General features: G+C 67.2%; 14 protein-coding genes and 2 rRNA genes. 9 read left to right on the forward strand and 7 right to left on the reverse strand.

All coding sequences use genetic code 11. From position 1 onward, the window contains the following. Nucleotides 1–255 precede the first annotated feature (255 nt). Nucleotides 256–3,379: ribosomal RNA gene (locus OG611_RS12025) — 23S ribosomal RNA — on the forward strand. Between the two features lie 77 nt (nt 3,380–3,456). After that, nucleotides 3,457–3,573, forward strand: a 5S ribosomal RNA gene (gene rrf / locus OG611_RS12030). A gap of 113 nt (nt 3,574–3,686) precedes the next feature. On the opposite strand, the gene OG611_RS12035 is transcribed toward rrf, so the two are convergent. From OG611_RS12035 to OG611_RS12055, 5 genes are read right to left on the reverse strand one after another with little or no spacing between them, the layout of a single operon-like run. Continuing rightward, nucleotides 3,687–4,997 carry a DUF58 domain-containing protein gene (locus OG611_RS12035; RefSeq protein ID WP_266425798.1) on the reverse strand — a complete coding sequence of 437 codons (1,311 nt, stop codon included), beginning with the start codon at nt 4,995–4,997 and terminating at the stop codon, nt 3,687–3,689. Nucleotides 4,998–5,007: 10 nt separating this feature from the next. After that, on the reverse strand, nt 5,008–6,009 hold the full coding sequence (locus tag OG611_RS12040; protein ID WP_266418484.1) for a MoxR family ATPase: 1,002 nt from the start codon (nt 6,007–6,009) through the stop codon (nt 5,008–5,010). Continuing rightward, on the reverse strand, nt 6,006–7,217 hold the full coding sequence (locus OG611_RS12045; RefSeq protein ID WP_266418486.1) for a DUF4350 domain-containing protein: 1,212 nt from the start codon (nt 7,215–7,217) through the stop codon (nt 6,006–6,008). The genes OG611_RS12040 and OG611_RS12045 overlap by 4 nt, the downstream gene beginning before the upstream one ends. After that, nucleotides 7,214–7,903: a DUF4129 domain-containing protein gene (locus OG611_RS12050; protein ID WP_266418488.1), complete on the reverse strand. Its 690-nt coding sequence runs from the start codon at nt 7,901–7,903 to the stop codon at nt 7,214–7,216. Before OG611_RS12050 ends, OG611_RS12045 begins: the two co-directional genes overlap by 4 nt. Nucleotides 7,904–7,907: 4 nt before the next feature. After that, nucleotides 7,908–9,110: a glycerophosphoryl diester phosphodiesterase membrane domain-containing protein gene (locus OG611_RS12055; protein ID WP_266418490.1), complete on the reverse strand. Its 1,203-nt coding sequence runs from the start codon at nt 9,108–9,110 to the stop codon at nt 7,908–7,910. A gap of 140 nt (nt 9,111–9,250) precedes the next feature. Between OG611_RS12055 and mtnA the strand changes: the two genes are divergently transcribed. From mtnA to OG611_RS12090, 7 genes are all read left to right on the forward strand, one after another. After that, the gene (mtnA, locus tag OG611_RS12060; protein ID WP_266418492.1) at nt 9,251–10,399 is read left to right on the forward strand and encodes an S-methyl-5-thioribose-1-phosphate isomerase; all 1,149 of its coding nucleotides are present in this window, start codon (nt 9,251–9,253) and stop codon (nt 10,397–10,399) included. Between the two features lie 4 nt (nt 10,400–10,403). After that, nucleotides 10,404–11,093 (forward strand): two-component system response regulator MtrA, encoded by a 690-nt coding sequence (gene mtrA, locus OG611_RS12065; protein ID WP_187438793.1) that lies wholly within the window; start codon nt 10,404–10,406, stop codon nt 11,091–11,093. A 1-nt stretch (nt 11,094) separates the two neighbouring features. Then, nucleotides 11,095–13,119: an MtrAB system histidine kinase MtrB gene (mtrB, locus tag OG611_RS12070; RefSeq protein ID WP_266418496.1), complete on the forward strand. Its 2,025-nt coding sequence runs from the start codon at nt 11,095–11,097 to the stop codon at nt 13,117–13,119. 25 nt (nt 13,120–13,144) lie between these two features. Then, nucleotides 13,145–14,974: an LpqB family beta-propeller domain-containing protein gene (locus OG611_RS12075; protein WP_266425801.1), complete on the forward strand. Its 1,830-nt coding sequence runs from the start codon at nt 13,145–13,147 to the stop codon at nt 14,972–14,974. Between the two features lie 70 nt (nt 14,975–15,044). Further along, complete coding sequence (locus OG611_RS12080; protein WP_266418497.1) at nt 15,045–15,773, forward strand: ComF family protein; 729 nt, start codon at nt 15,045–15,047, stop codon at nt 15,771–15,773. 321 nt (nt 15,774–16,094) lie between these two features. Further along, nucleotides 16,095–16,784 carry a ribosome-associated translation inhibitor RaiA gene (raiA, locus tag OG611_RS12085; RefSeq protein WP_266418499.1) on the forward strand — a complete coding sequence of 230 codons (690 nt, stop codon included), beginning with the start codon at nt 16,095–16,097 and terminating at the stop codon, nt 16,782–16,784. 183 nt (nt 16,785–16,967) lie between these two features. Beyond that, nucleotides 16,968–17,717, forward strand: coding sequence for a response regulator transcription factor (locus tag OG611_RS12090; RefSeq protein WP_266418501.1), 750 nt, complete (start codon nt 16,968–16,970; stop codon nt 17,715–17,717). A gap of 157 nt (nt 17,718–17,874) precedes the next feature. Here OG611_RS12090 and OG611_RS12095 read toward each other — a convergent pair whose 3' ends face one another. Together OG611_RS12095 and OG611_RS12100 are read right to left on the reverse strand one after the other, a co-directional pair. Beyond that, nucleotides 17,875–19,050 carry a winged helix-turn-helix domain-containing protein gene (locus OG611_RS12095; RefSeq protein WP_266418503.1) on the reverse strand — a complete coding sequence of 392 codons (1,176 nt, stop codon included), beginning with the start codon at nt 19,048–19,050 and terminating at the stop codon, nt 17,875–17,877. A gap of 105 nt (nt 19,051–19,155) precedes the next feature. Further along, a complete protein-coding gene (locus tag OG611_RS12100; RefSeq protein WP_266418505.1) occupies nt 19,156–19,728 on the reverse strand; it encodes a GNAT family N-acetyltransferase in 573 nt (190 codons plus the stop codon). Between the last annotated feature and the right edge of the window lie 215 nt (nt 19,729–19,943).

Genomic DNA, 19,943 nt, shown 5'->3' on the forward strand with positions numbered 1-19,943 from the left:
CGTCGGCAAATGTTCGACGGTGGTTGCTCATGGGTGGAACGTTGACTATTCGGCACGACAGGTTGTTTTTCACTAGTACTGCTTCGGCGTGGAACGTGGGGGACGGCAGGTCGGGTCGGGCACGTTGTTGGGTATCTGAGGGTACGGCCGTCATGGTCGCCTTCAGTTGCCGGCCCCAGTGAACCTGTTCTTCGGAGCGGGGTGATGGGTGGCTGGTCGTTGTTTGAGAACTGCACAGTGGACGCGAGCATCTGTGGCCAAGTTTTTAAGGGCGCACGGTGGATGCCTTGGCACCAGGAACCGATGAAGGACGTGGGAGGCCACGATAGGCCCCGGGGAGCTGTCAACCGAGCTTTGATCCGGGGGTGTCCGAATGGGGAAACCCGGCAGTCGTCATGGGCTGTCACCCGCTGCTGAACACATAGGCAGTGTGGAGGGAACGAGGGGAAGTGAAACATCTCAGTACCCTCAGGAAGAGAAAACAACCGTGATTCCGGGAGTAGTGGCGAGCGAAACCGGATGAGGCCAAACCGTATGCGTGTGATACCCGGCAGGGGTTGCGCATGCGGGGTTGTGGGATCTCTCTTTTGCGGTCTGCCGGCCGTGAGACGAGTCAGAAACCGTTGATGTAGGCGAAGGACATGCGAAAGGTCCGGCGTAGAGGGTAAGACCCCCGTAGCTGAAACATTGACGGCTCGTTTGAGAGACACCCAAGTAGCACGGGGCCCGAGAAATCCCGTGTGAATCTGGCGGGACCACCCGCTAAGCCTAAATATTCCCTGGTGACCGATAGCGGATAGTACCGTGAGGGAATGGTGAAAAGTACCGCGGGAGCGGAGTGAAATAGTACCTGAAACCGTGTGCCTACAAGCCGTGGGAGCGTCGCTGTGTGTGCTTGCACATGCAGTCGTGACTGCGTGCCTTTTGAAGAATGAGCCTGCGAGTTTGCGGTGTGTTGCGAGGTTAACCCGTGTGGGGAAGCCGTAGCGAAAGCGAGTCCGAATAGGGCGTTTCAGTAGCACGCTCAAGACCCGAAGCGGAGTGATCTAGCCATGGGCAGGTTGAAGCGGAGGTAAGACTTCGTGGAGGACCGAACCCACCAGGGTTGAAAACCTGGGGGATGACCTGTGGTTAGGGGTGAAAGGCCAATCAAACTCCGTGATAGCTGGTTCTCCCCGAAATGCATTTAGGTGCAGCGTCGTGTGTTTCTTGCCGGAGGTAGAGCACTGGATAGGCGATGGGCCCTACCGGGTTACTGACCTTAGCCAAACTCCGAATGCCGGTAAGTGAGAGCACGGCAGTGAGACTGTGGGGGATAAGCTCCATGGTCGAGAGGGAAACAGCCCAGAGCATCGACTAAGGCCCCTAAGCGTACGCTAAGTGGGAAAGGATGTGGAGTCGCAGAGACAACCAGGAGGTTGGCTTAGAAGCAGCCACCCTTGAAAGAGTGCGTAATAGCTCACTGGTCAAGTGATTCCGCGCCGACAATGTAGCGGGGCTCAAGCGTACCGCCGAAGTCGTGTCATTCACACATGAAGGGCCAACGCCTGTGTGGATGGGTAGGGGAGCGTCGTGTGCCGGGTGAAGCAGCCGCGGAAGCGAGTTGTGGACGGTTCACGAGTGAGAATGCAGGCATGAGTAGCGATACACACGTGAGAAACGTGTGCGCCGATTGACTAAGGGTTCCTGGGTCAAGCTGATCTGCCCAGGGTAAGTCGGGACCTAAGGCGAGGCCGACAGGCGTAGTCGATGGACAACCGGTTGATATTCCGGTACCCGCTTTGAAACGCCCAATACTGAATCAGGCGATGCTAAGTCCGTGAAGCCGGCCCGATCTCTTCGGAGTTGAGGGTAGTGGTGGAGCCGATGAACCAGACTTGTAGTAGGTAAGCGATGGGGTGACGCAGGAAGGTAGTCCAGCCCGGGCGGTGGTTGTCCCGGGGTAAGGGTGTAGGACGCACGGTAGGCAAATCCGTCGTGCATATAGTCTGAGACCTGATGCCGAGCCGATTGTGGTGAAGTGGATGATCCTATGCTGTCGAGAAAAGCCTCTAGCGAGTTTCATGGCGGCCCGTACCCTAAACCGACTCAGGTGGTCAGGTAGAGAATACCGAGGCGTTCGGGTGAACTATGGTTAAGGAACTCGGCAAAATGCCCCCGTAACTTCGGGAGAAGGGGGCCATCACTGGTGAGTGGATTTACTCCATGAGCTGGGGGTGGCCGCAGAGACCAGCGAGAAGCGACTGTTTACTAAAAACACAGGTCCGTGCGAAGCCGTAAGGCGATGTATACGGACTGACGCCTGCCCGGTGCTGGAACGTTAAGGGGACCGGTTAGCTGACTTTCGGGTCGGCGAAGCTGAGAACTTAAGCGCCAGTAAACGGCGGTGGTAACTATAACCATCCTAAGGTAGCGAAATTCCTTGTCGGGTAAGTTCCGACCTGCACGAATGGCGTAACGACTTCTCGACTGTCTCAACCATAGGCCCGGTGAAATTGCACTACGAGTAAAGATGCTCGTTTCGCGCAGCAGGACGGAAAGACCCCGGGACCTTTACTACAGTTTGATATTGGTGTTCGGTTCGGCTTGTGTAGGATAGGTGGGAGACTTTGAAGCGGCCACGCCAGTGGTTGTGGAGTCGTCGTTGAAATACCACTCTGGTCGTGCTGGATGTCTAACCTGGGTCCGTGATCCGGATCAGGGACAGTGTCTGATGGGTAGTTTAACTGGGGCGGTTGCCTCCTAAAGAGTAACGGAGGCGCCCAAAGGTTCCCTCAGCCTGGTTGGCAATCAGGTGTTGAGTGTAAGTGCACAAGGGAGCTTGACTGTGAGACCGACGGGTCGAGCAGGGACGAAAGTCGGGACTAGTGATCCGGCAGTGGCTTGTGGAAGCGCTGTCGCTCAACGGATAAAAGGTACCCCGGGGATAACAGGCTGATCTTCCCCAAGAGTCCATATCGACGGGATGGTTTGGCACCTCGATGTCGGCTCGTCGCATCCTGGGGCTGGAGTCGGTCCCAAGGGTTGGGCTGTTCGCCCATTAAAGCGGTACGCGAGCTGGGTTTAGAACGTCGTGAGACAGTTCGGTCCCTATCCGCTGTGCGCGTAGGAATATTGAGAAGGGCTGTCCCTAGTACGAGAGGACCGGGACGGACGAACCTCTGGTGTGCCAGTTGTTCTGCCAAGGGCATGGCTGGTTGGCTACGTTCGGAAAGGATAACCGCTGAAAGCATCTAAGCGGGAAGCCTGCTTCGAGATGAGTATTCCCACCCTCTTGAAGGGTTAAGGCTCCCAGTAGACGACTGGGTTGATAGGCCAGATGTGGAAGCCCGGTAACGGGTGGAGCTGACTGGTACTAATAGGCCGAGGGCTTGTCCTCAGTTGCTCGCGTCCACTGTGTTAGTTCTGAAATAACGAACGGCCGTGTTTTTCCGGTGTTGGTTAATTTCATAGTGTTTCGGTGGTCATTGCGTTAGGGAAACGCCCGGTTACATTCCGAACCCGGAAGCTAAGCCTTTCAGCGCCGATGGTACTGCAGGGGGGACCCTGTGGGAGAGTAGGACGCCGCCGAACTCCTTTTACGGGAAAGCCCCGTGCCCTTGTGGCACGGGGCTTTTCTGCGTTTACGGCCGGCAACCGGAGGCCCCTCTCCTTGCGGGTGGCTTGGTTCGTGGCGGCGGGATGGGTCAGAGCCGACCCGCTCCCTTGAGGGCGAGGTAGGCATCGGCGAGAACAGGGGCGAGGTTGTCAGGAGTGGCGTCGACAACCACCGCGCCGTGCCGTTGGAGCTGCTCCGCGGTGCGGAGTCGCCTTGCTTGGGCCTGTGCGCCCGCGGCAGCTTCGTAGATTGCGTCCACTGTGCCTCTTGCGCCCGCCATCTGCTCGACGTGCGGGTCCGCCACGGAAGCCACCAGCACGGTATGGCGCTGGGTCAGACGACGGAGTACAGGGAGCAGACCTTCTTCCACGGGGGCTGCGTCCAGACCGGTGAGAAGCACGATCAGGGAGCGACGAGGCGCACCGGCGAGCACGGCAGCGACGAGACCTCGGGCATCTGTTTCCATAAGGGCCGGCTCGATGGGCGCCAGCGCGTTCACCATGGCCGACAGGACCTCTCCCGCGGACCGGCCCTGAACCTGTGCGCGGACGCGACGGTCGTAGGCCAGTAGATCCACGCGGTCCCCCGCCCGAGTGGCAAGTGCCGTGAGCAGCAGGGCCGCGTCCAGAGAGGCGTCGAGACGGGGCACGTCCCCGACACGCCCCGCCGAGGTACGGCCGGTGTCCAGGACGACGAGGATGTGACGGTCCCGCTCGGGGCGCCATGTGCGCACTGCGACGGCGGACTGACGTGCAGTGGCCCGCCAGTCGATGGAGCGGGTGTCGTCGCCGGGCACGTACGCACGCAGGCTGTCGAACTCCGTGCCCTCGCCACGGGTGAGAACACTGGTGCGGCCGTCGAGTTCGCGGAGTCTGGCGAGGCGGGACGGCAGATGCCTCCGGCTGGTGAACGGAGGCAGGACCCGCACTGTCCACGGGACCTGGTGATTCCCTTGTCGGGCGGCAAGCCCCAGAGGTCCGAACGAGCGGACGGTGATGCGCTCGGCTCGGCGGTCACCCCGCCGTGTCGGTCTCAGGACGGTGGTCAGCCGGCGGCGTTCGCCTGCCGGGACCGCAAGTGTGTGTCGCGAGGAAGTCTGTTCCGTGCCGGTGGGCCAGCTGCTGGGTGGCCAGGCGTCACGAAGGTGTGCCCGCAGTCTGCGACGGGAAGGATTGGTTACGGTGAGTTGCACTTCGGCGGTTTCGCCAAGTCGAACGCTTGTGTCACCGGATCGGGTGAACTGAAGCGTTCGCACTGGTGCAGCCAGGGCGTAGTCGCAGAGAATTGCCAAAGAGAGCGGTGCGTTGACTGCCAGCATTCCGGTCCAGCTGGGGGCCAGAATGCCTACAGGGAGTGACCCCAGGGCGGCCAGCAAGGCGGTACGTCCGGTGAGGGCCACGGTCACCGCCTCATCGGGGTACGGGGACGTGGGCGAGGACGGCTGTGATGACGGAGTCGGGGGTGACACCCTCCATCTCCGCCTCGGGCCGCAGTTGGATGCGATGGCGAAGTGTAGGGAGTGCCAGGGCCTTCACGTCATCCGGAATGACGTAGTCGCGGCCGGTGAGCCAGGCCCAGGCGCGGGCGGTCGACAACAGGGCGGTGGCGCCTCGGGGAGAGACACCGAGGGATAGCGAGGGGGATTCACGCGTGGCACGACAGATATCGACGACGTAACCGGCGATCTCGGGAGAGACCTTGGTCCGGGCGACCGCGTTGCGGGCGGCTTCCAGGTCGGCAGGGCCGGCGACGGGGCGTATGCCGGCTGACTTGAGATCACGTGGATTGAAGCCGTCGGAATGACGGGTGAGGACGTTGATCTCTTCTTCCCGCGACGGCAGTGGCACTGTCAGTTTGAGGAGAAACCGGTCCAGCTGGGCCTCGGGGAGAGGGTAGGTGCCCTCGTATTCGACGGGATTCTGCGTGGCGGCCACGAGGAAGGGGTCGGGCAGCGACCGGGGGGTTCCGTCGACGGTGACCTGGCGCTCTTCCATGGCTTCCAGGAGGGAGGACTGCGTCTTGGGAGGGGTGCGGTTGATCTCGTCGGCGAGAAGCAGATTGGTGAAGACAGGGCCGGGCTGGAAGGAGAACTCGGCCGTGCGGGCGTCGTAGACCAGTGAGCCGGTGACGTCGCTGGGCATCAGATCGGGGGTGAACTGGACGCGCTTGGTGTCGAGTTCGAGTGAGGCGGCGAGAGCCCGGACCAGGAGGGTCTTGGCCACTCCGGGGACGCCTTCGAGGAGGACGTGGCCACGGCAGAGCAGAGCGACGACGAGTCCGGTGACGGCCGGGTCCTGGCCGACCACGGCCTTGGCGATCTCTGAGCGCAGCGCTTCCAGGGATGCGCGGGCGGTGTCGCCGTTCCCGAGGGGCTCGGTGGTCTCGGCGGGCACTGGGGGCGGGGCGCTCATGACGTGCGTACCTCACTTTCGAGGGTGTCGAGTTGGTCTGCCAGGTGGACGAGAGCGGCGTCGTCGGACGGGGCGGGTCCGAAGAGCAGGGTTTGGAGGCTGTCGTCAGTGCTGCCCAGGCGGGCGGAAACGGCAGGGACAAGTGTTGAGGGGGAGTGGGCGTTGCGTGGGGAGATGCCGATGAGTGGGGCGATGCGGGTGCGGGTGGCGGAGCGCAGTGAGTCGGCGGCCCGGTCGCGGGCGTTCGTCTTGCGGTAGAGGCGGGCCCGGCCCTCGGTGGATTCGGAGGCCCGTATGGCCACGGGGAGTCGCTCGGACACCAGGGGGCCCAGACGACGGGCACGCCAGATGGCAGCGAGCACAGCGGCCAGTGCGAGTTGCAACGTGCCCCACAACCAGCCCCGGGGGATCAGGTCGGCGAAGCTGCGGTTGTCAGGGGCGCCGTCATCACCCGTGCCCCCGTTCTCGGTGGCACCGGATGAATCAGCGAGCGAGGGGAGGTACCAGATCAGATGAGGGCGGGAACCGAGAAGTTGCAGGGCCAGGGATGCGTTGCCCTGGTTGGCGAGCCTGTCGTTGAGGAGAAGGTCGGGGGAACCGAGGAGCACGGTGTCGCCCGCGCCCTGTTCGACCAGGAGCAGGGTGGGAAGGCCGCCGCTCGGGAAGCAGCCGATGGTGCCGGGGCCGTCCGAGGCGTAGCGGAGGCCTCCCGTTTCGACGTCGCCAGCACTGCGGGCGGCGGGCAGGGAGCATTCGGGGGCGCGGGGGGATACGGGGCCGGCGGACTCCGCCGTGACACCGGGGACCAGCGTGCGCACGGAGGGCGGGCCTGCCGCGAGGAGGACGGTGCGACCGGCCGAGTTCTCGGTCGCGGCACGGAGTTCGCTCTGCTGGTGTGGTGCCAGCAGATTGGGGGAGGCGACGAGCAACGTGGTGTCGGGGCCGACCCAGGCGGTGGCGTCGTCGAGCGTGGTGACCACGTGAACGGTGACGCCGCGTTCCTTGAGGAGTTCGGCGACGGCCCGGCTGCCGTAACGGTCGGCGGAGCGAGGGTCGAGGCGGCCGTGCTGGTCACCGGAGCGGATGGTTGCCAGGGCGATACCGGCGGCGACGAGTACGAGGAGGGCGAGGAGCAGACCGCGGATGCGGACCCAGATCTGGTGAGGGGTGAGGGCCGCCGAGGTGGAGGCAGCGGTGACCCCGGTCATTCGGCTGCCCCCTGGGCCGCGGTCGTCAGGAGAGGCTTGGCGGTTTCGAGATCGAGGTCCAGAGCTCGTACGGCCAGATATGCCTGCTGGTCGGCGGTACGGCCGCCGTATGTGACGTCGTCGAATTCCCGGGCGGCAGCGTGGAGTCGCGTCGCGTGTGCGGGCAGCGGGCCGCCTGCCTCGGCGGCGGCCTCGTCGGCGGTGCGCCCGGGGCGGGGGTCGAGCAGGGCGCGCTCCTCCAGGGAGCGGACGATGGCGCGCATCCGTTCCTGGACCGCCTCGTTCCAACGTCGGGCGGAGGCGTGGGCCTCGGCGGCCTTCCGGTGTTCGGCCGCGCTGCGGGGGCTGTCGTCGAAAAGGGCGTCCGAGGAACGCACGGTGCGGCTCGGAGTGCCCAGCCGCCACCAGAGTGCGGCGACCAGGCCTGTGACGACCAGTACGAGCACGACAAGACCGACCGGGCCGCCGGGCGCGGCGCCGGAGGCCGTGTCCAGGAGATCGCCGATCCAGCCCCAGAGCTTGTCGAGGCCCTGCTGGAGGAGGTTGGGATCGTTCTCGTGGTACATCGGTTTGGACAGTTCGTGCTTCGCGGCCTCGCGGGCGGGGACACGTGGAGTGTCCACGGGTATGTCGCCGCTCGAGTGGATCAGTAGCCGTACTGCTGTGGTGCCCCCCGCCCCCGACACGGCATCAGCTCCTGGTGTCGTATCCGGGCAGGCCCGCTGCCCGGGCGAGTTCGAGGTCGAGTGCCTCGCGGCGGATGCGCTGATCGATGTAGAGCAGTGCCATCACGCCGGCGGAGAGCGGGTACGTGATCGTCGTGGTGATCACCTGGCCAATGCCGGAGACGATCAGGAACGGCCAGCCGAAGTCTGTGGAGCCGTTCGTGAGGGCGGAGCCGATTCCGTCGCCGTCCACGGTCATCGCGATGACGCCGAACGGAATGGCGATGACTACGGCCACGATGAGCGTCAGCAGCCCGGTCAGCGCCAGGATGCCGAAGGTCCGCCACCAGGCACCCCTGACGAGCTTCGCGGAACGGCGCATGGAGGTGATGACCGACTGCCGCTCCAGCATCAGGGCCGGCGAGGCGAGGCAGAAGCGGACCATCAGCCAGATGACGACGACGAACGCGGCCATGAATCCGATGAGGACGAGTCCGGCACCCGCGGCCGATCCGGTGAGCATGCCCGGGAGCAGGCCCACCGCCATGATGGCGGCGCTGATCAGGGCCACCAGCAGGGTCAGACCCAGCAGCTGAGGAAGCCGGGGCCGGGCCTCGGTCCAGGCGTCGGAGAGCGTCACGGGGCGGCCCAGCACCGAGCGGCTGATCACCACGGTCAGCACAGATGTCGTGATCAGCGTGGCGATCATGGTGATGAGCATGGACGGCACACTGTTGAACACTGTCGACTGGGCAGAGTCGGCGGCCTGCCGCAGCGCTTCCGTGCCGGTGGCGTTCGGATCGATCTGCGCAGGGTCCGGCAGCAGGAAACGTTTCACGAGGATGATCGCGATCTGGGCGATCACGGACACGGTGAGTGTGATGCCGAGGACCGTGCGCCAGTGGGCGCGCATCGTGGAGACCGCACCGTCGAGGATCTCGCCGACGCCGAGAGGCCGGAGCGGGATGACACCGGGCTTGGCCGCGAGGGGCGGCTGCCCCCAGCCGGGGCCCTGCGGTCCGCTGCCCCAGCCCGCGGCGGGGGGCGGTGCGCCAGGACCTGTGCCGGGAATGCTCGGTGGGGACCACTGCTCCGGTGGCGGCTGCGTGGGAGACCAGTTCCCTGCCGGGCCGCTGCCGTCGACGGGCTCGGAGGGCCGGGGGACATCGGCGCCCTGACCCTCGGAGGGGGCAGATCCGGGCGAGGCCCAGCCCGGAGTGTCGTTCATTCTCGCTCCTTCATGGTCCTGTCCGCTCATCGGGGCGGCAGGTTGGCAGCCATCGTGCCACGCGCTGCTCCGGTATGGGCCGGGCGCTCTATCTCCTTCGTACCTTCATTTGTGGGTGGCTCACCGGGCAGACTGGGCGGATGGCTGATCAGGATGCGCAACCGCCGGTGGGCATCGAGCCTCCCGCGCTTCCCGTACTTCGCTGGGCCGAGCCTCCGGAAGGTCCCGTACTGGTGCTCCTCGACCAGACACGGCTGCCGACGGAGGAAGCCGAGTTGGTGTGCACCGATGTGCCTGCTCTGGTGCGGGCGATCCGGACGCTGGCGGTGCGTGGTGCCCCGCTGCTGGGGATCGCGGGGGCCTATGGGGTGGCTCTCGCGGCCGTGCGGGGAGACGACGTGGCGGTGGCCGCGGAGCTGCTGGAGCGGGCGCGGCCCACCGCGGTGAATCTCGGGTACGGGGTGCGGCGGGCTGTCGGGGCATATCGGGAGGCCGTCGGGAAGGGGGCGGATCCGGAGCGGGCCGCAGCCATGGCGCTGGCCGAGGCCAGGGCGTTGCACCGGGAGGACGCCGAGGCCAGTGGGCGCATGGCTCGGCACGGTCTTGCCCTGCTGGACGAGCTGCTGCCCGGTAACGGTGGGCATCGCCTGCTGACGCACTGCAATACGGGGGCCCTGGTCTCCGGTGGTGAGGGCACTGCCTTCGCGGTGGCGCTCGGGGCACACCGGGAGGGGCGGCTGCGGCGGCTGTGGGTGGACGAGACGCGTCCGCTGTTGCAGGGGGCCAGGCTGACGGCGTACGAGGCGGCGCGCAACGGCTTGCCGTACAGCCTTCTCACGGACAGTGCCGCAGGTTCGTTGTTCGCTGCGGGGGAGGTGGACGCCGTGCTCATCGGGGCGGACCGCATTGCCGCCGACGGGGCGGTGGCGAACAAGGTGGGGAGCTATCCGCTGGCCGTGCTCGCGAAGTACCACCACGTACCGTTCATCGTGGTCGCGCCGACGACGACCGTGGATCTGGACACCGCGGACGGAGCGTCGATCATCGTTGAGCAGCGACCGGCGGCCGAAGTGACGGAGCTCACATCACCGCGGGGCGGGGTGGCGGGCACGGATGCCGGTGGACTGCTCGTGGCACCGGTGGGAACCCCCGCGTACAACCCCGCGTTCGATGTCACGCCGCCGGAGCTGGTCACGGCGATCGTCACGGAGGAGGGTGCAATTTCCCCGGTCACGGGGGTCGGACTGGCAGAGCTGTGTGCCAGATCATCGCAGGTAACGATTAGCTAATGGGATGATGTCGATTATGAAGGGACGCGTCCTTGTCGTCGACGACGACACCGCACTGGCCGAGATGCTCGGGATTGTGCTGCGTGGTGAAGGGTTCGAGCCGTCGTTCGTAGCGGACGGCGACAAGGCACTTGCCGCATTTCGTGAGGCCAAGCCGGACCTGGTCCTGCTGGATCTCATGCTGCCCGGTAGGGACGGCATCGAGGTCTGCAGGTTGATCAGGGCCGAGTCCGGTGTGCCGATCGTCATGCTCACTGCCAAGAGCGACACGGTTGACGTGGTGGTGGGTCTGGAGTCCGGGGCCGACGACTACATCGTCAAGCCGTTCAAACCTAAGGAGTTGGTTGCCCGGATCAGGGCACGTCTGCGGAGATCCGAGGAACCGGCGCCGGAGCAGCTGGCCATCGGGGACCTGGTCATCGATGTGGCCGGTCACTCGGTGAAGCGGGAGGGGCAGTCGATCGCCCTCACCCCGCTGGAGTTCGACCTGCTGGTCGCGCTCGCCCGTAAGCCGTGGCAGGTCTTCACCCGCGAGGTGCTGCTCGAGCAGGTGTGGGGATACCGCCACGCCGCCGACACCCGGCTGGTGAATGTGCATGTTCAGCGACTGCGTTCCAAGGTGGAGAAGGACCCGGAGCGCCCGGAGATCGTGGTGACCGTCCGAGGGGTCGGTTACAAGGCCGGACCGAGCTGAGATGCCCCCGAGTAGCGCTGCTCCGCAGCCCGGGGAGCCGGGAGCCCGTGCGGAGCGGGCTGCCGGTCCAGGACACAAGGCGTTCCAGATGGGGCGCCTCCTGCAGGGCGGCCGGTTGTTCCACGACCGGGCGCCCGGCGGCCCTGTGCCGCGATTGCTGATGCGTTGGGTGCGGCGTCCGCTGCTGCCCGCCGTACGGCTCTGGCGGCGCAACCTCCAGCTGCGGGTCGTCGCGGGCACGCTGCTCATGTCGCTCGGTGTGGTGCTGCTCCTCGGGCTGGTGGTGATCGGGCAGGTGCGCAACGGCTTGCTCGACGCCAAGGGCAAGGCTGCTCAGACGCAGGCGGCCGGCGGTTTCGCCGCAGCCCAGGAGAAGGCGAACGCCCCGCTCACCCCCGGTGGCCAGGGCGGCGACACGGCGGACGGCACCACTGCCAACAACTCCTGGCGGACCGAGCTCGTCGACCAGCTCGCCAGCGGCGGAAAGAACGCCTTCAACGTGGTGGCGCTCAGTGCCGACGAGGGGACCCGTGCCCCGCGCGGCTCGGGCAGCGTGGAGGCGGTGAGCATTCCGCAGAGCCTGCGGGACGCCGTGAACAAGGGGCCCGGGGCGTACCAGACGTACTCCGAGATCCAGTACGCGAACGGGCAGCAGCCGCAGCCCGGACTTGTCGTGGGCAAGCGGCTCTACGACATCGACCACAATCCGTACCAGCTCTACTACCTCTTCCCGCTGACGCAGGAGGAGAAATCGCTGACGCTGATCAAGGGCACGCTGGCGACCGCGGGACTCTTCGTGGTCGTGCTGCTCGGGGCCATCGCCTGGTTCGTGGTGCGGCAGGTCGTCACGCCGGTACGCATGGCGGCCGGTATCGCCGAGCGGCTTTCCGCCGGCAGGCTCCAGGAACGGATGAAGGTCACCGGCGAGGACGACATCGCCCGGCTCGGTGAGGCCTTCAACAAGATGGCGCAGAACCTGCAGCTGAAGATCCAGCAGTTGGAGGAGCTCTCCCGGATGCAGCGGCGCTTCGTCTCCGACGTCTCCCACGAGCTGAGGACACCGCTGACGACCGTGCGGATGGCCGCCGATGTCATCCATGAGGCCCGTAGCGACTTCGATCCTGTGACGGCCCGCTCCGCGGAGCTGCTCGGGGACCAGCTCGACCGGTTCGAGTCGCTGCTCTCCGATCTGCTGGAGATCAGCCGGTTCGACGCGGGCGCCGCGGCGCTGGAGGCGGAGCCGATAGATCTGCGGCAGGTCGTACGGCGGGTGATCGGCGGGGCCGAGCCGCTGGCCGAGCGCAAGGGCACCCGGATCCGGGTGGTCGGCGACGAGCAGCCGGTGATCGCGGAGGCCGACGCACGGCGCGTCGAGCGCGTGCTGCGCAACCTTGTGGTCAACGCCGTCGAACACGGTGAGGGCCGCGACGTCGTGGTGCGGATGGGGGTGGCCGGAGGCGCGGTCGCCGTGGCCGTCCGGGACTACGGAGTGGGGCTCAAGCCGGGCGAGGCGACGCGGGTGTTCAACCGATTCTGGCGGGCGGACCCGGCCCGCGCGCGGACGACCGGTGGTACTGGTCTCGGGCTCTCCATCGCGGTGGAGGACGCCCGGCTGCACGGCGGGTGGCTGCAGGCATGGGGCGAGCCCGGCGGCGGTTCGCAGTTCCGTCTGACTCTGCCGCGCACGGCGGACGAGCCGCTGCGCGGATCACCGATACCGCTGGAGCCCGAGGACTCCCGTAGTAACCGGGAGAACCGTGAGCGGGCCGCGACCGCACCGAAGGCCGGGAGCGAGTACCGGCTGACGGCTGTGCCGGCCCAGCCCGGCGGCAATGACAGGTCCGCACTGCCCGTACCGTCCCGCACACCTGCGGCTCCACGGACGGCGCCGGCCTCGGTGCATCCGGCGGCCCTTCCGGGGAGCGGCGCACGGGTGGTCGCGCGCCACGCCGAGGACCGGTCGGGCGGCGAATTCGACACTGCGGTGCAGGACCCGGAGCGGGGGGACACGAATCGTGGGCACTGACCGTCGCAGGGACGGCCATGGACGCATGCTGGGGCTGTTCGCGCTGTTCGGATGCGGTGTGGTGCTGCTGTCCGCGTGCGGCTCGATGCCCGTCACCGGGGATGTCAAGGCCGTCGACGCCTCGCAGCCCGGCGACTCCCAGGTGCAGGTGTACGCCGTCGCGCCGCGTGACAACGCCACCCCCAACGAGGTGGTCGACGGCTTCCTGGAGTCCATGACCAGTGATGACCCGCGCTTCAGGACGACCCGTCAGTACCTGACGAAGAAGGCGGCCGAGACATGGAAGCCGAACGCCTTCACCACCGTGCTCACCAATGCGCCGAACAGGAACGACCGGCCGCTGCGCGACAGCGACCGCAACATCACCGAGGTCACCTACACCCTGACTGGTGAGAAGGTGGCGACGGTCGACGCCGAGAGCGCCTATCAGCCGCTCGCGCCCACCGACTACAACCAGACCCTGCATCTGGTGAAGGAGAACGGGCCGGACGGCAAGGAGTGGCGGATCGACCTCGTGCCGGACGGTCTTCTGCTCGGGCAGTCGGACTTCAAGCGTCTCTACCGCTCCGTCAATAAGTACTACTTCGCGACGGGGCGGCCGGAGGTGCAGTCGACCCTGGTCGCCGACCCCGTCTATCTCCGCAGCCGGACGGATCCCGTCACGGGGATGGACACCGTGACACAGTCCGTCCGCAGTCTCCTCGCGGGGCCGACCAGCTGGCTGCGGCCAGTGGTCGCATCCCGGTTCCCTCGCGGTACGGCGCTGAAGAAGGGCGTCACTTCGCTGGCACCCGACGACCGCAACGTACTGAAGGTTCCGCTCGACAAGAAGGCGGACGGCGTCGGGCAGCGTTCCTGTCGCATGATGGCCTCGCAGATCCTCTACACCCTGAGGGATCTGACGTCCGCACGGGTCGAGCAGGTCGAGCTGCAGCGCTCCGACGGCTCCCCGTTGTGCCTGCTCGGGGCGGATCAGGCGGAGGAATTCGCCCCTGACGGTTCGTCGAGCGGTCCGGACAGCCAGTACTTCGTCGATGCCAAGGGGCATGTGGAACGAATTCCCGGCAGCACCAAAGGCAGTGGAACCCCGGAGGCGGTGGGCGGTCCGCTCGGTGACGGGCCGGTGCGGATGGGCGCGGTCGGTGTGGCCAGGGACGAGCAGTCGGCGGCGGCGGTCTCGCACGACGGGGCGTCTCTCTACGTGTCGTCCATCGTCTCGGACGGCGAGCTTCCCGCGGCCTCGGTGACCAGCGGTGCCCACGATGCGAAGCACCGTCTGTCGACCCCGAGCTGGGACGGGCGGGGCGACCTGTGGGTGGCCGACCGGGATCTCGACAGGCCCCGACTGCTGCGGCTGGCCGGTGGTACCGGCAAGCCCCAGGAGGTCGCCGTGCCCGACCTGGGCGGCGGGCGGATCGAGGCGTTGCGCATGTCCGCGGACGGAGTTCGGATCGCCCTGCTGGTGACCCAGGACGGCCGCAACACGCTGAAGATCGGCCGGATCGAGCGGCGTGGGCCGGCATCGGAGCAGCAGGTGTCGGTGGTGGAGCTGCGTCAGGCCGCGCCACAGCTGACGGATGTGACCGCGATGTCGTGGTCGGGCCGCAGCCGCCTCGTGGTGGTCGGCAAGGAGCAGGGCGGCGTGCAGCAGGTGCGCTACGTGCAGGCGGACGGTTCGACGTCCGCATCGGGTGTGCTGCCGGGTGTGAACCAGGTGTCGTCGGTCGCGGCGGCGGACGACGAGCAGCTTCCGCTGATGGCGGCCACGTCCAGCGACGGGATCGTGAAGCTGTCGCCCGGTGACAACTGGCAGACGGTGGTCAAGGAAGGCTTGTCGCTGGTCTACCCGGGCTGAGAGTCGCAGGGCCCGTGCCGCGTTTTCCACAGGGGTGGCCCGCTCGCTCCGGGAAGAGCACAGTGGAGTCATGCGGGGGTGGTGGCGGGAGATCTCCGGCCTGGTGCTGCCGGTGTCCTGCGGCGGCTGCGGCAGGCCGCGCGTGGAGCTGTGCGAGGAATGCGGTGCGGAGCTCCACGGCGGGGTGCCGCGCCGGGTGAGGCCCGTTCCGGAACCTGTGGGCCTGCCGGTGGTGCACGCGGCCGCCGCGTACGAGAACGCGGTACGTGCCGTACTGCTGGCCCATAAGGAACGGGGTGAGCTGGGGCTGGCCGGAGCGCTCGGCAAGGCTCTGGCGGGGGCCGTACGGGCCGGGACGGGGCAAGTGGGTGTTGGCGGCCCTCTGCTGCTCGTGCCCGTGCCGTCGGCGCGGTGTGCGGTGGCGGCGCGAGGCCATGATCCGACGCGCCGGATCGCGCTGGCCGCGGCAGGAGAGCTGAGACGCGGCGGCACCCGGGCCCAGGTGGTCGCGGTGCTTCGGCAGCGACGCGCGGTGGCCGACCAGGCGGGGCTGGGCGCCCGTCAGCGGCAGGTGAATCTGGCGGGGGCGCTGCAGGTCGTGGCCGGGGGCGAGCGGCTGCTTGCGGCCGGACGGGTGGTGCTGGTGGACGACCTCCTGACGACGGGAGCCTCGCTCACCGAGGCGGCCCGGGCGGTGGGGGCGGCGTGCGGGCACGAGGGTGCTGCCCCCGGCAGCGGGCAGGCGGCCGTTGTCGCAGTATCTCCGTCGGCCTTCGAAATAAACCGGAACTGTCAATGAACCTGCATCGTTGCAGGTAATGAGTAGGGAAAACAGCCCGATCGGAGGTACGTGCGAGTAGCGGGTGCCGACATCCGGCCAGGCAGGCTATGTTCGGTTGTGAGGAATGGCGAATGCCGGACCTCGATGAATGCACCGCCAGGTTTCGGGCAGGCAACACACCGGTAGGCCAGAAGCTGGAATTCGGTGGGGCGGAGTCCTCACCGATGGGGGAGGAGGAGGTGGAAGTCACCGAGTCCGCGGCTCCGGTTGTCACCGGGGCCTGGTGCAAAAGGGAGATGCTCCGCCCCTGAGCGGAGCGATCCGGGAACGGAGTTCTGCGTGGACATCGTCGTCAAGGGCCGCAAGACCGAGGTGCCCGAGCGGTTCCGCAAGCACGTGGCCGAGAAGCTGAAGCTGGACAAGATCCAGAAGTTCGACGGCAAGGTGATCAGCCTCGACGTCGAGGTGTCCAAGGAGCCGAACCCCCGTCAGGCCGACCGTTCCGACCGGGTGGAGATCACGCTCCGCTCGCGTGGTCCGGTCATCCGGGCGGAAGCGGCCGCAGGCGACCCGTACGCAGCGCTGGACCTGGCCACCGGCAAGCTGGAGGCGCGGCTGCGCAAGCAGCACGACAAGCGCTACAGCCGCCGTGGCAATGGCCGGATTCCCGCTGCCGAGGTCGCCGAGACCGTGCCGGGTGCGGCGTCGTTCAACGGCGAGGGCGACCTGATCGCCAATGAGTCGACCGAGTCCGTGCCCACTACCAGGTTCGGCTCGCTGGAGATTCAGGGCGAGGGTCCGCTGGTGATGCGTGAGAAGACGCATGTCGCCGCACCGATGTCGCTCGACCAGGCGCTCTACGAGATGGAGCTGGTCGGGCACGACTTCTATCTGTTCGTCGACTCCGAGACCAAGGAACCCAGTGTCGTCTACCGACGGCATGCCTATGACTACGGTGTCATCCACCTGAGGACCGACCCGCTGGCCGCCGACGAGGCGGGCGGCGCGGGCGGTGCGCTCGGCGGCTGACGCCACCCTTCCGCGGTGCCCCTGGAGTGCCTGTGCGCCCCCAGGGGCACCCGCGTGCGACCACACGATCACCGTTCTGACGTCCAGGCATGGAATCATGGCGTCCCAAGCCAATCGGTGCTCTGTGAACTGCCGTTGGCGGACAGTGTGTACTTCAGGCCACGGCCTTCAGGGGGAGGAACGATGGCGGACACCTTCGGGCCCGTGCGTGATGCGAATGATGCCGACGACATCGCCGGTGCCGGCACCGGCGCGGACAGCGGTTTCCGCAAGGAGCCGATCAGGGTCCTCGTGGTGGATGACCACGCGCTCTTCCGCAGAGGCCTGGAGATCGTCCTCGCCCAGGAGGAGGACATCCAGGTCGTCGGCGAGGCGGGTGACGGGTCGGAGGCGGTCGACAAGGCCGCTGACCTGCTCCCCGACATCGTGCTGATGGACGTACGGATGCCCAAGCGCGGTGGCATCGAGGCCTGCACCTCCATCAAGGAGGTGGCCCCCAGCGCGAAGATCATCATGCTGACGATCAGCGACGAGGAGGCCGACCTCTACGACGCGATCAAGGCCGGAGCCACCGGTTATCTCCTCAAGGAGATCTCCACGGACGAGGTGGCCACGGCCATTCGTGCAGTCGCGGACGGGCAGTCCCAGATCAGCCCCTCCATGGCGTCCAAACTGCTCACCGAGTTCAAGTCGATGATCCAGCGGACCGACGAGCGCCGGCTGGTACCCGCGCCGCGGCTCACCGACCGGGAACTCGAAGTCCTCAAACTCGTTGCAACGGGCATGAACAATCGCGATATCGCGAAGGAACTGTTCATTTCCGAGAACACCGTGAAGAACCACGTCCGCAACATTCTGGAGAAGTTGCAGCTGCACTCCAGGATGGAAGCCGTGGTCTATGCCATGCGGGAGAAGATCCTGGAGATCAGGTGACCTGCCCGGAGACGCACCGGACAGGGCCGGATGCGACAGGACGGCGTGACACCGGGACAGCCGGACAGCGGGACGGAAGAGCGTAACGCCGGGTAGAGGTTCGGCCGCTTGAAGTCCGGTCCGGCAAAGGGGCGGGTGAGGGCGGGGGAATGCGGGCTCAGGCCAGGGCGCGGGCGATTTCCTGAGCGAGCGGTCCGCGCAGTTCCGGTGCGTCGACCCGCTCCAGCCGGACATCCGTACAGCCGACCCAGGACGCGGCCTCCACCAACGCCTCGGCCATCGGCACCACGGCCTTCCCGTTCGCCAACGACACCTGCCGGGCGACCAGCGTGCTGCCCTCGCGCGCCGGGTCGACGCGGCCCTGCAGCTTTCCGCCCGCCAGCAGCGGCATCGCGAAGTATCCGTGGACCCGCTTGGGCTTGGGGACGTAGGCCTCCAGGCGGTGGGTGAAACCGAAGATCCGCTCGGTGCGCGCCCGCTCCCAGACCAGTGAGTCGAACGGCGACAGCAGCGTCGTACGATGCCGCCCGCGCGGCTCCGAGGCCAGCGCCGCCGGGTCCGCCCAGGCCGGCTTCGCCCAGCCCCGCACCGTCACCGGAACCAGTCCGGAGTCCGCCACCACCGCGTCGAACTGCTCACCCTTCAGCCGGTGGTAGTCCGCGATGTCCGCCCGGGTGCCCACCCCCAGGGACTGTCCCGCGAGGGCGACCAGCCGGCGCAGGCACTCGGTGTCGTCCAGATCGTCGTGCAGCACATCGTCGGGCAGGGCCCGTTCGGCGAGGTCGTACACCCGCTTCCAGCTGCGGCGCTCGGTGCACACCACCTCGCCGTACATCAGCGCGCGCTCGACGGCGACCTTCGACGCCGACCAGTCCCACCACTCCCCGCCGTTCTTCGCGCCGCCCAGCTCCGTCGCCGTCAGCGGGCCCTCGGCGCGCAACTGCTTGATCACCGTCTCGTAGGCGCCGTCCGGCAGGTCGTGGTGCCAGTGCGGGCGTGAGCGGTAGGCGCGGCGGCGGAAGGCGAAGTGCGGCCACTCCTCGACCGGCAGGATGCAGGCCGCGTGCGACCAGTACTCGAAGGTACGGCCACCCGACCAGTAGGCCTCCTCGACGGTGCGCCGGCCGACCCTGCCGAGGCGCGCGTACGGAATCAGTTCGTGTGATCGCGCGAGCACCGAGATCGTGTCGAGCTGTACGGCGCCGAGATGCCGCAGCACGCCCGGAACCCCGGACCGGCGGTCCGGGACGCCGAGGAAGCCCTGGGCGCGCAGAGCGATCCTGCGCGCCTGGTCGGCGGAGAGTTCAACGGCGGGAGGCGGCACAGACGTCATGCCTCGCACCCTAGAGGCAGGCACTGACAGCCGGCCGAGGAGTCGTGGAGTCCATGGGGATCGCGATCCGTCGGGACCGGAGACCGGCGGCAGACCCCGGAGGGGTCAGGGGGCGGGCAGATAGGCGTGGGTGCCCGGCAGGCCGAGATCGGAAGGGAGCAGCGCACCGATCCAGGCGTCGCGCCGTACTCCCTTGTTGAACAGGCCCGACCGCTGTTCGCCCTCCATCCGGAATCCCGTCCTCAGCGCCACGGCACGCGAGGGGACGTTGCCCACCTCGGCGCGCCACTCCAGCCGGTCGCCGCCGAGTGCGGTGAAGGTCCAGCGGGCGGCGGCCAGCACCGCCTCCGCCGTGTGGCCGCGGCCCCGGTGCTCCTGGGCGGTCCAGAATCCCACCTCGTACGTGCCCGGAAGATTGCGGCGGTTGATACCGAGGGCGCCGGCCAGGGCCCCGCTCTCGCGCAGGACCACCGCGAAGTTGTACATGGAGTCGTCGTGCCAGCCGCCGGGAGACAGCTTTTCCGCGAAGAGTTCCGCGTCGGCACGGCTGTACGGGGAGGGCACGACCGTCCACCGCTGGATGTCGGGGTCCTGACAGGCGACGTGGATCGCTTCCGTGTCGCCGCCGCCGAAGGGGCGCAGCAGCAGACGGTCGCTGGTGAGGGTGATCGGCTCCATGTGCGGATTCTGGTGAGGCGCCGCTCGTGAAGCGAACACTTTTCGGACTTCCCGGCACCTTCGGCGCTCCCCGGCCGTTGACTCGGAGGGGACAGCGGGGCCAACGCGGCGGCGGCCCTCCCGGCGCGGCGGGGTCCTCGCTTACGATGGCCGTTGCGGTGGGGCCCACCTGCCGTGCCCGCGCCAGTGTCCGTAACACGACCCAGTGCCAGGCC

The sequence above is a fragment of the Streptomyces sp. NBC_01363 genome (assembly GCF_026340595.1).
Lineage (GTDB): Bacteria > Actinomycetota > Actinomycetes > Streptomycetales > Streptomycetaceae > Streptomyces.

What these genes read in the sequence shown, in the direction of transcription:
- OG611_RS12040 (WP_266418484.1), bottom strand. Translation starts at nt 6,009, where the DNA reads ATGAGCGCCCCGCCCCCAGTGCCCGCCGAGACCACCGAGCCCCTCGGG.
- OG611_RS12045 (WP_266418486.1), bottom strand. Translation starts at nt 7,217, where the DNA reads ATGACCGGGGTCACCGCTGCCTCCACCTCGGCGGCCCTCACCCCTCAC.
- OG611_RS12055 (WP_266418490.1), bottom strand. Translation starts at nt 9,110, where the DNA reads ATGAACGACACTCCGGGCTGGGCCTCGCCCGGATCTGCCCCCTCCGAG.
- mtnA (WP_266418492.1), top strand. Translation starts at nt 9,251, where the DNA reads ATGGCTGATCAGGATGCGCAACCGCCGGTGGGCATCGAGCCTCCCGCG.
- mtrA (WP_187438793.1), top strand. Translation starts at nt 10,404, where the DNA reads ATGATGTCGATTATGAAGGGACGCGTCCTTGTCGTCGACGACGACACC.
- mtrB (WP_266418496.1), top strand. Translation starts at nt 11,095, where the DNA reads ATGCCCCCGAGTAGCGCTGCTCCGCAGCCCGGGGAGCCGGGAGCCCGT.
- OG611_RS12075 (WP_266425801.1), top strand. Translation starts at nt 13,145, where the DNA reads ATGCTGGGGCTGTTCGCGCTGTTCGGATGCGGTGTGGTGCTGCTGTCC.
- OG611_RS12080 (WP_266418497.1), top strand. Translation starts at nt 15,045, where the DNA reads ATGCGGGGGTGGTGGCGGGAGATCTCCGGCCTGGTGCTGCCGGTGTCC.
- OG611_RS12090 (WP_266418501.1), top strand. Translation starts at nt 16,968, where the DNA reads ATGGCGGACACCTTCGGGCCCGTGCGTGATGCGAATGATGCCGACGAC.
- OG611_RS12095 (WP_266418503.1), bottom strand. Translation starts at nt 19,050, where the DNA reads ATGACGTCTGTGCCGCCTCCCGCCGTTGAACTCTCCGCCGACCAGGCG.
- OG611_RS12100 (WP_266418505.1), bottom strand. Translation starts at nt 19,728, where the DNA reads ATGGAGCCGATCACCCTCACCAGCGACCGTCTGCTGCTGCGCCCCTTC.